We start from the raw sequence: 15534 nt of genomic DNA on the forward strand, positions 1-15534 counted from the left end.
GTTACTTCGAACCGTTCGGACTGAGGAAGCGCGTAGCGCTGTCGCGAAGCCTTGATATGCCTTGCTCAGGCTTCGAGACGATTATTTAAAGAAGAGACCAAATGAAAAAGCTACCTGTTTTAAGTGTTGGCGATTGTGTTGAAATTATTGCGCCATCCTCTCGCAGTACTGACAAACAGTTATTTGAATTAAAAGAATTATTAGAGTCTTGGGGCTTAAACTGTATTGTGCAGAACGATATTTTTGGCAAGGATTTATTATGTGCGAATACGGATGAAATGCGTTTAAAATATCTAAAAAATGCCCTGCAAAATTCACAGACAAAGGCGGTGATTTGTGTCCGAGGTGGCTATGGTTCTGCGCGCTTGATCTCGAAATTAGCAGATACCCATCCTCCTGAGAGCAGTAAAATATTTGTGGGTATTAGTGATGTGACTTGTCTTCATCTTTATTTACAGCAGCATTGGGGATGGCCAACAATTCATGGAGCCGCTGCTCCTGATAAATTTTCCCAGGAATCTATTGCTTCTGTAAAGTCAATTTTGTTTGCTGATGCGCCAGTAAAATTTAATGGACTAATTCCACTTAACATGCAGGCCCAAAAAGAGGGCTTCATTCAAGCGTCCGTTACCGGCGGTAATTTGACAATCATTCAGTCTGGAATTGGAACATGTTGGCAAATTGATAGTCAAAATAAGATTGTTTTACTCGAAGAGATTGGAGAACGCGGCTACCGCGTTGATCGCATGCTAGAGCATTTAAAGCAAGCCTGTATTTTTACAAATGCTGCTGCAATTTTATTGGGTGATTTTCTTGAAGGCCTTGAACCTAACGGTACCTCTCTAATTGATCCTGTTTTGCAGCGTTTTGCAGAAAGTAGCGATATTCCAGTGTTAAGAATCAGAGGCATAGGTCATGGTCCTATTAACTTTCCTATTCCTTTGGGAACAAAAGCGTCTTTGCAATTAGGTGAAAATGCACAATTAACTTGTTTTCGATAAAAACTTGACTTCTATAGCATCAAAGTGCAAGTAAAGTGAGGTGAAGGCGTGCACTTAAGTACATGTCTGAGCCGAACGAACTTGCAACGATGTATAGAAATTAGTGAGTGGAGCCATATTATCAAATTGAAGTTTCTTCATCTTGATACAACCTAATGAGTTTTTCTTGGGCGCAGTTACTACCTTGAGTGATTGATTTATAACTACCATCGCTTTGCATCTCCCAGGTATTGCTATTATCTTTAAGGTAGTTTTTAATAATTTCCTGCTTTATTCGTTTTTTGCAATGTTCATCAAGAATGGGGAACATAATTTCAATACGATGATATAAATTCCTTTCCATGAGATCAGCACTCGAACAAAAATAAAATTCTTCTTCATCACTCCGAAAATAAAATATTCGATGATGTTCTAAAAATCGTCCTATATAGGAAAGTACGCGTATATTTTCTGAAACGCCAGGCAATCCTGGTTTTAGACAGCAAACTCCGCGTACCAGCAAATTTATTTTGACTCCGGCCTGTGATGCTCTATATAAAGCTTGGATAATGGTTTTATCCGCTAATCCATTTACTTTAAGAAGGATTTCGCTATCTCCTTTTTTTAAGGCAGTAGCGGTACATTGTTCTATATATTGCAATAAAGTTTTTTGTAACGTAAATGGGGAATGACTTAATGACTTGAGTTTAACTACTTTGCCTAAGCCGGTTAATTGTTGAAAAATAATTTGGGTATCTGATGCAATGGTCGGTTCACAGGTTAATAATCCAAAATCAGTATAACGTTTTGCAGTATATTCATGATAGTTTCCAGTACTTAAATGAACATAACGCTTCAATTTTCCATGGGCTCTACGAACAACTAAGGTCATTTTGGCATGAGTTTTAAATCCTACCACGCCATAAAGTACAAGAATTCCTGCGGCATGCAAACGGTTTGCTAATTTCAGATTGGATTCTTCATCAAAACGAGCTCTCAATTCGATGACAGCGGTAACTTCTTTACCAGAATGTGCTGCATCAACTAAAGCATCAACCATAACTGATTCCGAGCGAGTTCGATATAAGGTTTGGCTGATTGCTAAAACATTAGGGTCATTTGCTGCTTGTCGCACAAAATCAATCACTACATCAAAGCTTTGATAGGGGTGATGCAATAAAATATCTTGTTCGTCGAGCACGTTAAATAAGTTACGTTCTGATTTGGGAAATTGGGGGTATTGGGCCGTAAAACGAGGATAATTCAGATCGGGCCTATTAATACTATTAATGGCTGTTAATTGACGTTGAATATTCACTGGCCCATCACAATAATAAGCGTCTTCATGACGAAGATGATATTTTTGCAGTAAAAAATCAACTATTTTTTCAGGACAATTTTTTTCAATTTCAAGCCGAACTACATGACCATAGTGGCGTGAAAAAATTTCACGTTGTACCGCTTTGGCTAAATCATCAATTTCTTCTTCACGCAAAAATAAGTCACTATTGCGAGTAAGACGAAAAGAATAACACCCACTAATTTCCATTCCAGGAAATAAACTATCCACATGAGTTGTAATAATAGAAGAAAGGTATACAAAATAATGAGCATCACCGCATAACTCAGAAGGTAAATGAATGACTCTTGGAATTGATCGAGGAGCATGCACTACCGCATAGTTAATTTTACGATCAAAAGCGTCTTTTCCACTTAAAGAAATAATAAAGTTTAAGCTTTTATTAATCAATTGTGGTAGCGGATGGGCTAAGTCCAAAGCGATTGGGCTAATTATAGGTTGAATCTCATGTTTAAAATAGTGTTTTGCCCACAAATGGATGTCATCAGTCCATTGTTCTGTTTCAAGAAAGTGAATCTTTTCTTTATTCAATGCAGGAAGAAGTTGTTTATTAAATATAGAATAGAGTTGGTCGATGAGTTTATGTGTTTTTTGACTAATCTGACTGAAGGCTTCATCAGGACGTAAACCATCAATCGTTAATTTTCCTGAGGACATGGCGATTTTTTCTTTTAGGCCTGCAACACGGATTTCAAAAAACTCATCAAGATTACTGCTGCATATACTGAGAAAACGCATTCTTTCCAACAATGGAACACGTTCATCATTAGCCAACATAAGAACTCTCTGATTAAATGCAATAATAGAAAACTCTCTATTAATATAATACTCCGGATTATCCAACTTAGTTTCCAAAAGTAACTCCATTGATTTTTAAAATCGTAGCCAGTCTACATTTTTAAGCAGTACAGTTTACTTTAAGGGCTATTGTAAATAGCCTCTATTCAACGTACTAGAAAAAAACAAACCCCAATAAATAATATGAAACCATAAAAGGGTGACAAATTCCAAAAGGTTAAAGCAAGAAAAAATAGAACGCAGCACAAAGCAATTGGAATAGAAAAATACATGCCCACAACCCCTTGAGCAACGGAGTAACTTGCTGCAGCAAGTAAGGCCAGAGCACCGTATTGCACGCCGATCATGATTTTACGCATTCCTGGTCCATTGTGACTGGTCAACCAATGATATCCCGCCACAGCCATGAGTAATCCCGGTAAATTAAGGCTAAGAATGGCAAAAATTAATCCGGTGATTCCAGCCGCTTTATATCCTATGAGTGCGGATAATTTAACACCTGTTAGTCCAGGGAAAATAAAGGTTGAGCCAACCATCGCAACAAATTCTTCTTGTCCTATCCAATGTCGGTACTCAACAGCCTCATATTCCATGAGCTTTAACATAGAGTTACCACCTCCTAAGGAGATGAGTCCAATTTTTCCAAAACTTAGAATAATATCAAAAAGGGTCCTTAGCATAATTTCAGTAGGCTTTTTAGGAAGGTTACATATTCGCAGGAAACTTGTTCTCCTAGCAAGTGTTTGGAAATAGTTTCTACTAAATGAAGCGATCTCCCTTCAATACATACGCTAAAATAGATTTTGTTAAGGACTTCAAGACGCGCAAGTTCCATTTTTATTTTAGGTTTTGTTGGAAAGGTGTAAATAAAAGCTTCTTTTTTAACTGCAATCTCTATGCTTTCTTTTGCAATTTGTTGCATTATGTTCAGTAACTCAGGATCTGTTAATTCTGTTTGATGAAGTGAGTCTTGAGCGGAGCTTAAGGGTATTTTGGTGCCAAAACCCAAAGCAGCGTCTTTTTTTTGGAGTAACGGTTTATAAAATAATTGGTTGTGTCGCTTTTTAATATTATAGCTTTGGCCTGGTAGTAAATAATAAGCGTCTTCTTTATATTTTAGTTGGTAATGAGAAATGTTAAGTAGTGAAGGATCAATTGTGTTTAGAATAATTGATTTATTATCTGGCCAAAAATAACGAATTTCCCATTTTAGATGACCTTCTTTTGGAGCCACGAAGGTTGCTAAGGGCAGGCTTTTTTCCGGGGTAAATTCAAAATTCCAAATCAAACGTTGGTTCATGTGCAATTGCTACTTATAAAGTAAAAAGTATATACTACACTTTTATTGTCCAAAGCAAGGGAAGGTATTGATATTATGGCCATTTTGTTTTTTTTACTCTACCTGATATTTACTTTAGTGGTGCTCTATAGAGCAATGAATCCATTAGTTTGGGAGTTAGGAAGCGTTTTTTATTTAATCATAGCAACATTTGCTATTGGTTTGCCTTGGATTGTTGGTTTCCTACTCTGGTTAGTAATTATCACGGCATTACTTGTAGTCTATCTAGAACCTTTGCGTGCAGCTATTGCGGATTATCTTTACAAAACAGCAGGTAAATCGATTCCTAAATTGTCAAAAACGGAAGAGGAAGCACTTAATGCTGGTGATACTTGGTTGGAACAAGATATTTTTACAGGAAAGCCTGATTGGGATAGATTAGCCAATGTAAGTACCACTCTTTCAACAGAGGAGCAGGCGTTCCTCGATAATGAAACTCAAACTTTATGTGGCATGTTAGATGAATGGGAAATCAGCCAGGCTCATGATTTACCTGAGAAAGTTTGGACTTACATCAAAGAAAATGGTTTTTTAGGGTTAGTAATTCCTAAGGAATACGGCGGCAAAGGTTTTTCTGCGCGCACCCATTCTGATGTAGTGATGAAAATTGCTAGCCGTTCTGGGGTAGCGGCAGTGACTGTAATGGTACCTAATTCGTTAGGCCCAGGAGAACTAATCAATTATTATGGTACAGAGGAACAAAAGACTTATTATTTGCCACGTTTAGCAAAAGGCATTGATATCCCTTGTTTTGCTTTAACTGAACCAGGCGCAGGTAGTGATGCAACCTCAATCCAGTCCGATGCTATTGTGGTACAGAAGACTGTTGATGGTGAAATGGTATTAGGTTTAAACATTACTTTAGACAAGCGCTGGATTACTTTAGCGCCAATTGCTACGTTGATTGGTTTAGCGGTTAATGTTAAGGATCCTAATGGGTTATTACAAGGTGAAGGAGTGGAGGGAATTACTTGTTTACTCATTTCTCGTGATACTCCTAATCTAGAAATTGGAAATCGGCATTTACCAGCAGATCAACCTTTTATGAATGGTACTATCCGCGGAAAAGATATTTTTGTGCCTATCTCTACTGTAATTGGAGGACAAAAAAGAATAGGAAGTGGATGGCAAATGTTGGTTGAGTGTTTATCAATTGGTCGTTCTATTTCTTTGCCTGCTTTAGGTGCTGCTTCTTCTTCTGTTTGTTATTTAGCAACGAGTGCTTTTGCGCGTATTCGCTGCCAATTTAATGTGGAAATTGGTCAGTTTGAGGGTGTGGTCGAGAAACTTGCAGAGATTGCTGGGTTAAATTATTTGATCAATTCAACTCGCTTACTCACAGTAGCAGCTGTAAATGAGCATAAAAAACCCTCGGTTGCTTCTGCAATCACTAAATACTTTAATACCGAACTGGCACGAATTGTTGTGAATTCCGCTATGGATGTGCACGCGGGACGAGGCGTTGTAGTGGGGCCTCGCAACTACTTAACTAATTTTTATCAAGGAGTTCCTATTTCCATTACCGTGGAAGGGGCAAATATAATGTCTCGGAATTTATTAATCTTTGGGCAAGGTTCAATGGCATGTCACCCCTATATTCGTGACGAGTTTTATGCTATCTCCAATCAGGATAAAGAAGCATTTAGAAAGGTTATTTGGAAACATATTCAATATTTCTTGCAAAATTTTGCCAAAACAGTATGTTCTGCATGGACAGCAGGTATATTTATTAGTGCACCGAAACAAAAAATGAAACGTGAGTACAAGCGTTTAGCACGTTTAAGCCATGCTTATGCTTGGCTTGCGGATTTGTCTTTAATTAAATTAGGTGGGGATTTAAAGCGTAAAGAACGTTTGTCTGCTCGTCTTGCAGATGGAATGTCATATCTTTACATGGCAATGGCTGTTTTGCGTAATGTGCAATTAAATGGTGATCACCCCGATGATCAATTATATGCTCAGTGGGCGGTTTCTTACTGTTTTTATCATGCACAAAAGGCGATGATTAATTTATGTAATAATTTTCCATCCAGAGTTCTAGGCGCTGTAGTGCGTTTCTTGGCATTTCCTTTAGGACAGACTATGCGTTATCCCAGTGATAAGCTGGATTATAAATTAGTAAAATTGGCAGCGCAGAATAATCTTTATCGGGATCGAGTGAAAAAATCGATTTATTTAAGCGGTGATCCACAACAACCTGTTGATCGCGTCGAACATGCGTTGCAATTAATTATCAAAACTGAAGAAATTACTCAAAAGCTGGGAGATCTAAAACGAGTTAAATTTGGTAAATTAAGAGCCATACTGCAAGAGAAAGTTGAAAAGAACGAAATTAATCAACAGGAAATGGATGAGTTACTCTCAGTGGAGGCCGCGCGTTGGGATGCGATTCTAGTGGATGAATTTACTTTTGACTCCATGAAAAATCGTTCATTTAAATCGGTAATTGATGAGATTAAATCACCATTTATGTAGCATTTGATTGTATGATTCGTATTGAGATTTTGTACGAAAGATACATCAGTAACTTGTTGTTGACCTCGCGAAAGCGGGGTCTCCCTATATTTTACAAATTTTTAACAGCATGGTAGAACTAGAAATTCTGTAACTTAAATGATTTTGCTATAATTAGGTCAATACGATAATAGAATCCGCAAGAGAGATAATTTATGTCCGCAAACGCCCCTTCGCTGAGCATCGCTAAAGATGTCACATTACCCCCCAAGCCTGAGTTATTAAAAGCGATGCAAAATGCAGAAAAATCACCAGAACTTGCTCGCTATTTAAAAGAACGAGTTCATGACATTGTTGAAAACTCGAGATTCTATAAAAAATCACCCGAAGCAATGGAAGCCGCCAAAGAAGTAGAAAAAGCAATAGATGAGTTTGTACAATTTGTTGAATATAAGTTTTCTCAAAGAGGGCAAATTTGGCTTGGTGATCTTCCTGAGACCTCAAGCTTTAAGAATATGCAAACAGGCATTGCTGAAAAAGCAATAAGCAACTTAGTAGAGAAGAATTATGAAGGAATCCGGTTTGACTTTGCTATTAGTCAAGATGGACATTTTGTCCGGGGTTATGCCGCCCCAGGAACAGATGCTCCATTAGAAGAAAGTACAGTAGAGTCCTTAGATCAATTATTTAACGCATGGTTAGCTAAGAAATACCAAATTGCTACAGAAGATGGTTATTTATTTAAAACCGATGACAAGGGCAATCACATTCGAAAGCTTACTGTGGATGAAGTGGAACAATTACTAGCTGATTCAGCAAAAGACTTTCGAGACTATGTCCGAGAAAGCAATGTATCTACCGAGCTTATAACTCGTCAACGTGAATATCCTGGTGAGCAACGACTGGAAGAAAAACGCACACGAGCTGCTGCTAAGAAAGCCGTGGAACAAGTTATAGAAGCTAAAAAACAAGAGAGTGTCCAGGAGGAAACGAGTGTACCAGAGCACGAGGTTGAAGAACAACAAGGCCCTGGGCGTCAGGTAACATAAATAACGGACTGTAGTTTGAGTGAAGCAATCTGAGTCTTGCTTAGCTCATTATTTTAAGTTGACATTTGAGTACAGGATGTAATCGTTCATGGAATAGGTATATTGCGTCATTGCAAAGCAATCGTAGACGATGGCGCATTGAAGATTTGAACTGGATTGTTTCCACTTGTTCGTGTCGCTCCTCTTTCGCTGGGGACAAACTTTATGGGATGACGTTCGTTTAGCGATATAAAAGGCCTCTTTCTATGCCTTTTATATCGAACTTACGTTAAATAGGGTTCACTGCTTGCAGCCTCGATAAGGATCCTATATCAAACCACATGCCTTTATAAACAGAAGCAGTTACTTTATGTTGTTCGACGTGGTGCCGAATTATTGGGGTTACAGAGTAACGTCCTTGTTTACAGTGTGTGAATACCTGAGGATGATAGCAGCAGATACCAGCAAGAGTGTATTCACGAGGAGTGTTGCTTAATTGATTTTCATTGATAATGCCAAAATCTCCATGATGATTAAGAGTTGGATTTTTAGGAACTAAAATGACGTGAATGGAATCAACATTTGCTGATTGTAATAAAGAAAAATCAAAATCAGTATAGATGTCTGCATTTACAGTAATAAAGGGTTGATTACCTAACAGTGGGAGGGCATTTACAATGCCTCCACCTGTTTCAAGTCCGCCAGGGGGTTCTGGAGAATAACAAATTTCAACATTCCAACGTTCCCCGGCTCCTAAATATTGCCGAATTTGTCCCCCAAGGTAGGCATGATTGATCACAATTTGTTTAAAACCAGCTTTTGCCAAATTAATTATATGATGTTCGATTAAAGGTTTATCTTTAACGATGCACAGTGCTTTTGGTAGCACCTCGGTGATTGGTTTTAAGCGTTCTCCTCGGCCGGCAGCGAGTATCATTGCTGTTTTCATGGTAAATAAACTCTCATTTGAAGAAAGTGAAAAAACGGATGTAATTCTTCGTAAATCTCTGTACATTCAAGAACATATTTTAATGTCAAAGGCAAATCTTTGAGGTATCTAGGTTTATTATCGCGTAAATATAAACGACAAAAGATTCCTAAAACTTTTAAGTGTCTTTGCAATCCACAAAGATCAAAGGCGCGAATAAATTCAGCTAAGGAGTAATGATTGGCTATCGCACTTTGATGAGTATAAAAGAAGCTCATCCATTCTAGAATTTGTTGACGTGGCCAAGAAATATAACAATCTTTGAGTAACGAAACTAAGTCATAAGTTACAGGGCCACACATGGCGTCTTGGAAATCAATAACACCCAAGCTAACTTCAGTTTGTTCCTTGATGAGCATTAAATTACGGGAGTGGTAGTCTCGATGAATAAAAGTTAATGGTTGTTGCGCTATTTCTGTAGCAAGCCAATCCATTGTTTTCTGTATTAGAGTTAATTCATCTTGATTGAGATCTAAAGTAAGATACGATTTAAAAAACCATTCAATGCATAGATTCATTTCCTTAAGCATATGAGGCTTATCAAAAGGAAGCAAGCTGGGATCGTGAATGGAACAGGATTGAATTTTAATTAAAGTTTCTATCGCTTGATGATAGTATTTATTGGCTGTTTCAAGCCTAAGATCATTCAATAAAAGTTGATCCCCTAAGTCGCTTAATAAGAGAAATCCTTGCTCAAGATCTACAGCAAGAATTTCAGGAGTAGGTATTCCAGCTTTCTTAAGAGTTTGGGCAATGTGTATAAATGGCTCAAGATTTTCTTTGTCTGGAGGAGCATCCATCACCACTTGGGTTATCCCATTGTGTCGCAGGCGAAAATATCTTCTAAAACTGGCATCTCCGGCTAAAGATACTAAGTGAAAATCTTGATGTTTTAACGTGTAAATGAGCCATTCTTTCAGTGCGTTTTCTCGTGCATGCATGGTATACTTCCCCCCTCAACTTTTTTGCTGTAACTTATAACTTGATCTCCTCTTTCCATAAATGGGGTAGGTTTTTATATAAAAAACAACTCACCGATTGATCAAAAGTAATTTAGTTACATGTTTTTTGGCGCATGATAAGGCATTTTATTACTCGTGAACAAGATTTCATTCAAATGGTTCTTGATGAGCATGCTGGCTATGGTGCTTATTGTGTTTATGGTACTTTATCATACTTTCGCCTATTCTGCCCCATTAATTAATGAACCAGTACAAGCATGTGTCATAGCACGCGATATTGATTTAACGAATGCAATAAGAGACAAATTTTCTCAGTGTCTTGGTTGGCAAACGGATCAAAACGCCCCTATTTGCCGCGGTTCTTATCAACCCATTACCGTTAATCCACTTCCCACACCTGATGAAATACGGATTATGGCGGATCGGGTTTCTTTTTACCAAGATAAACCTTCTACCTTAACCGGACATGTTGAAGTACAACAAAACCTGAGAATAGTTAATGCACAAACAGCTTATGTATTCCGTGATCCTAAAAGTAATCAAATTACCAAGATTGAGTTTTTAGGTAATGTACATTACCTAGAGCCTGATAAGTTATTGATTGCTCGTAGAGCATCAATTAATCCACAAGATAAGTCAGGTCAGATAGAAGATGTACTTTATCGATTTAATACCAACAAGCGTGAAACAACTTTACCCGCATGGGGGAGGGCGAGTTTAATGCAGCGCTTTGCCAATTCTGATTACCTATTGCGTCAGGCCACTTATACAACATGTGCTCCACAAGACAAAGCTTGGGATGTTGAGGCTAAGTCTATTGTTATTGACAATAAGAAAAAGATAGGGGTTGCTAGAAATGCTAAATTACGGATTCGCGAGTGGCCTGTGCTCTATGTCCCCTATTTGAGCTTTCCAACCACTAAAGAAAGAAAGTCGGGGTTTCTAATGCCTTTGGCAGGATATTCTAATGTGGGTGGTTTTGACTTAGGAGTACCTTATTATTGGAATATTGCCCCTAATTATGATTTAACTGTAACGCCTCATCTTTATACAGAACGCAATGTAATGATTGGAGGAGAGTTTCGTTATTTAACATCAAAAAGTATAGGTATCATTACTGGGGATTTTCTGCCAAATGATGCTGCTTATCGTAATTTTTTAAACAGTCATGCAGACGAGTTTCCTTGGTTTAGAAACGAATCAACTAATCGTTGGCTTTGGGGGATTCGTAATACGACGCAATTTAATCCTGATTTGCGATTAAATGTGAATGTTCAACAAGTTTCTGATGATTACTACTTCCAGGACTTTAGCACTAATTTAGCGCTTATTACTGAAAGGCAGTTATTACGTCAAGCAGATTTAACCTATGCTACAGAGCATTGGACTTTTAGAGGTATGGCACAAAGCTTTCAAACCTTGCATCCAATCAATGAAACTCCTATAGCAGATCAATATGAACGCTTGCCACAATTATACGCACGTGGTTATTATTATGATCTACCCATGCAGGCTAATTTAAATGTGACTGGGCAATATGATCAGTTTTTTTGGCCGACATCAATACCGCAAGAAGTTCCCATATTAATGCCTCAAGGTGTTCCAATAGAAATGCCTCAAGGACCTAGATTTCATCTTAATCCAGGACTTTCATTACCACAAAGAACAAATTGGGGATATGTTACTCCATCCGTAGAGTTCGTAGAAAACTATTACCAGGTTCAAAACAATTGGAATAATATGCACTCAGATTACAATCGCTTTATTCCGCGCTTCAGTACTCAAGGTGGTTTGTTTTTTGAGCGTAATTCTAATTGGGGAGGGAGTGCTTATACACAAACCTTAGAGCCAAGTTTATTTTATTTGTATGTACCTTTTTATAATCAAAACCAGTTACCTATATATGATACTGCGAATATGATTTTTAATTTTGATCAACTTTTCAGAACAAATCGTTTTTCGGGGTTTGATCGAATTGGGGATGCGAATCAACTTAGTTATGCCCTTACAACTCGTTGGTTATTAGAGGAAACTGGCTCTGAGTTAGCTTCTTTTTCTATTGGACAAATTAAGTACTTCTCAGATAGAAAAGTACAACTTTGTCGTAGCCCTTCTGGTTTTTGTATTGCAAATCCTTTGGAAATAGGACAATTATCACCGTTTTATGGATTTTCTCCCATTGCTAGTCGTGCTATGTATTCTTTGAGTCCATTTTGGAAGCTGCTGGGAGATTATGTTTGGGATCCTGCTACTTCTGCAACAAATAATGCTGATTTAAATATTCATTACCAGCCAAAGCCAAATGCGGTTGTTAATTTTGGGTATAGTTACTTAGTGAATGGTGATGTTACGGCAGTAAGAAATAATATAGGAGTTGATAACGCCTTGCATCAAGCTTTGGCTTCTATTTCTTGGCCATTAAGTGATAGATGGAGCGCGATTGGTGCTTACAGCCACAATATTAGTAAAGATTATAGTATGATGTCGTTACTAGGAATGCAATATGACAATTGTTGCTGGGCGGTACGAATTTTAGGAGGAAGAACATTTAAAAACTTAGACGCAAATTATTCACCCCGATATAATAATAATATTTATTTGCAAATTTTATTAAAAGGCTTAGGATCAGTAGCTAATAGTGATCCAAGCAGTGTATTGAATACATATATCCCAGGATATAATGATCCATTTCATCGTTAAACTATTGAATGATAAAAATTGAACAAATCTGCTTGAGTTTTGGATAAAAATAACCTAAATTGCTCGAAAAAAAGTAAATAAGGATTCAGGTATGTATAAAAAAATAGCACTGATATGCATCTTCCTTTCTGTTGTTGTGGGTATGGCACAAGCAAAGCAAGTGCTGGATAAAGTAGTTGCCGTTGTCAATGATGGAGTTATTACTGAGAGTGAGTTAAACAAGCAAGTTGAATTATCTAAAAAGCAAATTCTTGCACAAAAAATGCAATTACCTGAAGAATCTGTATTACGTAAACAGGTGTTACAGCATTTGATTGATGTTGACTTACAACTTCAAATGGCGAAAAAAAATGGCCTTGCTGTAGATGATACGGAATTAAATCAGGCAATTGAAAAAATTGCGTCGGCCAATCATGCTACTTTAACCCAGCTACGTGAAGAAATTGTCCGACAGGGTATGACTTGGGATGAATATAGGGAAAATATTCGTAAAGAAATACTCTTAAGTCATTTGCAGCAAAAAGCAGTTGGCAGAGACGCTATGGTTACAAGCGAGCAAGTCGATCAATATTTAAAGACAGAGGGTGGAGTTGTCGATCGCTCAACCCTAACATACCGTATTCAAAATATAGTGATTCCTTTGGGTGAGGAGCCTACATCAGAACAAGTAAAAAAAGCTAAAAATAAAGCAGAGTTCTTGTTAACAAAAATAAAAAAAGGAGATAATTTTAGTCTTCTTGCTATAGAAAATTCAAGCGGGGAATTTGCATTGGAGGGCGGTGATTTAGGGGAGCGGCATCTCGCTGAGTTACCAGAACTATTTGCTAAAGAAGTTGTAAAAATGAAAGTCGGTCAAGTTGTTGGACCTTTGCGTGCAGGAAACGGTTTTCAGCTCATCAAATTGGTTTCTATTGGTGGTGAAAATCAACATCATATTATTACTAAGACTCATGTACGTCACATTCTTCTCAAGCCTGATCCAAGTATGCTTCCTGAGGATGCAAAGAAACAAGTGCAGAATATTTATCAGCAAATAAAAGCAGGGAAGGATTTTGCTCTGATGGCAAAACAATACTCGTTAGATTCTTCAAGCGCGGTGAAAGGTGGCGATTTGGGTTGGGTTTCACCGGGAGTATTAGTTCCTGAATTTGAAAAAGCGATGGATAAGTTATCCATTAATGAAATAAGTCCTCCCGTTAAATCACAATTTGGCTGGCATCTTATCCAAGTTCTTGGACGCAAACAAGAAGATGATTCAGAGGCGTTCAAAGTACAACAAGTAAGACAATTTTTACAGCAAAGAAAATTTGCTGAAGCAGTACAGAATTGGCAGCAACATATACGAACAGATGCATATGTTAACATCCTTGATAAGGAGTTAGCATGAAGCCACTGCTTATTAGTAGTGGAGAGCCAGCAGGCATTGGGCCAGACTTATGTTTGGCTCTTGCAAGTTACGACTTCCCATTAGTAGTTCTAGGAGATCGAGATGTTTTGGAAACTAGAGCAAAGGAATTAAAACTGGATGTTTGCTTAACTTCGTACAAAAGTGGGGAACATTTCGAGTTTAAGCATGGTCATTTGCCGATACTGTCTGTTCCTTGTCCTGCCCCAGTCCAAAGTGGGTGTCTCAATCCTGATAATGCGGTGTATGTTGTGGAGCTTCTAAACCAGGCGGCACAATTGTGTGGCAGAGGGGATTTTTCTGCTTTAGTTACTGCACCAGTTCATAAGGCAAATATTAATAAAGCTGGTATTTCATTTAGTGGGCATACTGAGTTTTTTGCCCAATTTTACAATGTGGAAACAGTGGTTATGATGTTGGCTTGCCCTCAGATGAAAGTGGCTTTAGTTACAACACACCTTCCTTTGCGAAAAGTAGCAGAATCGATTACATCCAGTTTAATTATCAAAGTGGTAAGTCAATTACATCAATCCTTGATTAAGGATTTTAATATTTTAAATCCACGCATCAGGGTAGCTGGGTTAAATCCTCATGCTGGGGAATCAGGCTATTTAGGACGGGAGGAAATTGAAGTAATTTCGCCCGCTTTAACGATTCTTCAAGATCAAGGCCTTCAAGTTGAGGGGCCTATGCCTGCAGATACGATGTTCATTAAAAGTCAATTAAATGATTGTGATGCCTATGTTGTTATGTATCATGATCAGGGGTTACCCGTCCTAAAATATGCTGACTTCCATGAAGCGGTTAATGTAACATTAGGATTACCAATCATTCGGACCTCTGTAGATCATGGAACAGCTATAGAACTAGCAGGAAAAAATCTACTTGATACGGGTTCAATGTTAGCTGCAGTTGAAATGGCTAAGTCCATGGCTTTATCCCGGATGAAACAATGACAATAATTAGCTTAATTGCCGCAATCGATGAATCTGGTGGGCTGGGAATCAATAATCAATTACTTTGTCATGCACCGGCTGATTTGCAACATTTCAAATCAATGACAATGGGAAAGCCTGTCATTATGGGAAGAAAAACATTTGCTTCTATAGGAAGGCCACTTCCTGGAAGATTAAATATTGTTCTGAGTCGTACTTCATCGCTTATCGAAGGTGTTCATGTTTTTGATTCATTAAAAAAAGCAATTGAGTATGCGGAAGGACATTATGAGATAATGATAATTGGTGGTGCTGAATTATTTAATGAAGCAATTGAGATGGCAACTTTTTTATATATTACACGCATACATCACCAATTTGCAGCTGACGTTTTTTTTCCAAAAATTGATGAATCTATTTGGCATTGCCAAAATCAACAATTCCGGCCACAGGATGAAAAAAATAAATACGATATGACATTCTGTTTTTATGAGCGTAATCGCTAAAAGTATTTATATTAACCCCAGTAATGGGTTTCTATGCGCAATTTGCAAGTAATTTAATTACCGACAATTTGAGTGGGGA

The 15534-nt window shown here is 37.8% G+C and carries 12 protein-coding genes; 7 read left to right on the plus strand and 5 right to left on the minus strand.

Annotation, left to right across the window (positions count from 1 at the left end; translation table 11 throughout):
• Positions 1 to 101: 101 nt before the first annotated feature.
• Complete coding sequence (locus DYH34_RS02260; RefSeq protein ID WP_058464895.1) at positions 102 to 1001, plus strand: S66 peptidase family protein; 900 nt, start codon at positions 102 to 104, stop codon at positions 999 to 1001.
• Between the two features lie 121 nt (positions 1002 to 1122).
• Here DYH34_RS02260 and ppk1 read toward each other — a convergent pair whose 3' ends face one another.
• From ppk1 to DYH34_RS02275, 3 genes are all read right to left on the minus strand, one after another.
• On the minus strand, positions 1123 to 3195 hold the full coding sequence (gene ppk1 / locus DYH34_RS02265; protein ID WP_172465396.1) for a polyphosphate kinase 1: 2073 nt from the start codon (positions 3193 to 3195) through the stop codon (positions 1123 to 1125).
• Between the two features lie 89 nt (positions 3196 to 3284).
• Positions 3285 to 3818: a chromate transporter gene (locus DYH34_RS02270; RefSeq protein WP_058464897.1), complete on the minus strand. Its 534-nt coding sequence runs from the start codon at positions 3816 to 3818 to the stop codon at positions 3285 to 3287.
• The gene (locus DYH34_RS02275) at positions 3812 to 4438 is read right to left on the minus strand and encodes a hypothetical protein (protein ID WP_058464898.1); all 627 of its coding nucleotides are present in this window, start codon (positions 4436 to 4438) and stop codon (positions 3812 to 3814) included. Before DYH34_RS02275 ends, DYH34_RS02270 begins: the two co-directional genes overlap by 7 nt.
• 75 nt (positions 4439 to 4513) lie before the next feature.
• On the opposite strand from DYH34_RS02275, the gene DYH34_RS02280 reads away from it, so the two are divergent.
• Positions 4514 to 6952 carry an acyl-CoA dehydrogenase gene (locus DYH34_RS02280; RefSeq protein ID WP_058464899.1) on the plus strand — a complete coding sequence of 813 codons (2439 nt, stop codon included), beginning with the start codon at positions 4514 to 4516 and terminating at the stop codon, positions 6950 to 6952.
• Between the two features lie 194 nt (positions 6953 to 7146).
• The gene (locus DYH34_RS02285; protein ID WP_058464900.1) at positions 7147 to 7980 is read left to right on the plus strand and encodes a hypothetical protein; all 834 of its coding nucleotides are present in this window, start codon (positions 7147 to 7149) and stop codon (positions 7978 to 7980) included.
• A 268-nt stretch (positions 7981 to 8248) separates the two neighbouring features.
• Here the strand turns inward: DYH34_RS02285 and murU are convergent, their stop codons facing one another.
• Together murU and DYH34_RS02295 are read right to left on the minus strand one after the other, a co-directional pair.
• Positions 8249 to 8908 (minus strand): N-acetylmuramate alpha-1-phosphate uridylyltransferase MurU, encoded by a 660-nt coding sequence (murU, locus tag DYH34_RS02290; protein WP_058464901.1) that lies wholly within the window; start codon positions 8906 to 8908, stop codon positions 8249 to 8251.
• The gene (locus tag DYH34_RS02295) at positions 8905 to 9888 is read right to left on the minus strand and encodes an aminoglycoside phosphotransferase family protein (RefSeq protein WP_058464902.1); all 984 of its coding nucleotides are present in this window, start codon (positions 9886 to 9888) and stop codon (positions 8905 to 8907) included. The genes murU and DYH34_RS02295 overlap by 4 nt, the downstream gene beginning before the upstream one ends.
• 186 nt (positions 9889 to 10074) lie before the next feature.
• On the opposite strand from DYH34_RS02295, the gene DYH34_RS02300 reads away from it, so the two are divergent.
• From DYH34_RS02300 to DYH34_RS02315, 4 genes are all read left to right on the plus strand, one after another.
• Entirely contained in the window at positions 10075 to 12609 is a 2535-nt protein-coding gene (locus tag DYH34_RS02300) for an LPS-assembly protein LptD (RefSeq protein WP_058464903.1), read from the plus strand.
• A 91-nt stretch (positions 12610 to 12700) separates the two neighbouring features.
• Complete coding sequence (locus DYH34_RS02305) at positions 12701 to 13996, plus strand: peptidylprolyl isomerase (RefSeq protein WP_058464904.1); 1296 nt, start codon at positions 12701 to 12703, stop codon at positions 13994 to 13996.
• On the plus strand, positions 13993 to 14970 hold the full coding sequence (gene pdxA, locus DYH34_RS02310; RefSeq protein WP_058464905.1) for a 4-hydroxythreonine-4-phosphate dehydrogenase PdxA: 978 nt from the start codon (positions 13993 to 13995) through the stop codon (positions 14968 to 14970). The genes DYH34_RS02305 and pdxA overlap by 4 nt, the downstream gene beginning before the upstream one ends.
• On the plus strand, positions 14967 to 15455 hold the full coding sequence (locus tag DYH34_RS02315; protein ID WP_058464906.1) for a dihydrofolate reductase: 489 nt from the start codon (positions 14967 to 14969) through the stop codon (positions 15453 to 15455). The genes pdxA and DYH34_RS02315 overlap by 4 nt, the downstream gene beginning before the upstream one ends.
• Positions 15456 to 15534: the final 79 nt, after the last annotated feature.

The organism is Legionella cincinnatiensis (assembly GCF_900452415.1).
Classification (GTDB): domain Bacteria; phylum Pseudomonadota; class Gammaproteobacteria; order Legionellales; family Legionellaceae; genus Legionella; species Legionella cincinnatiensis.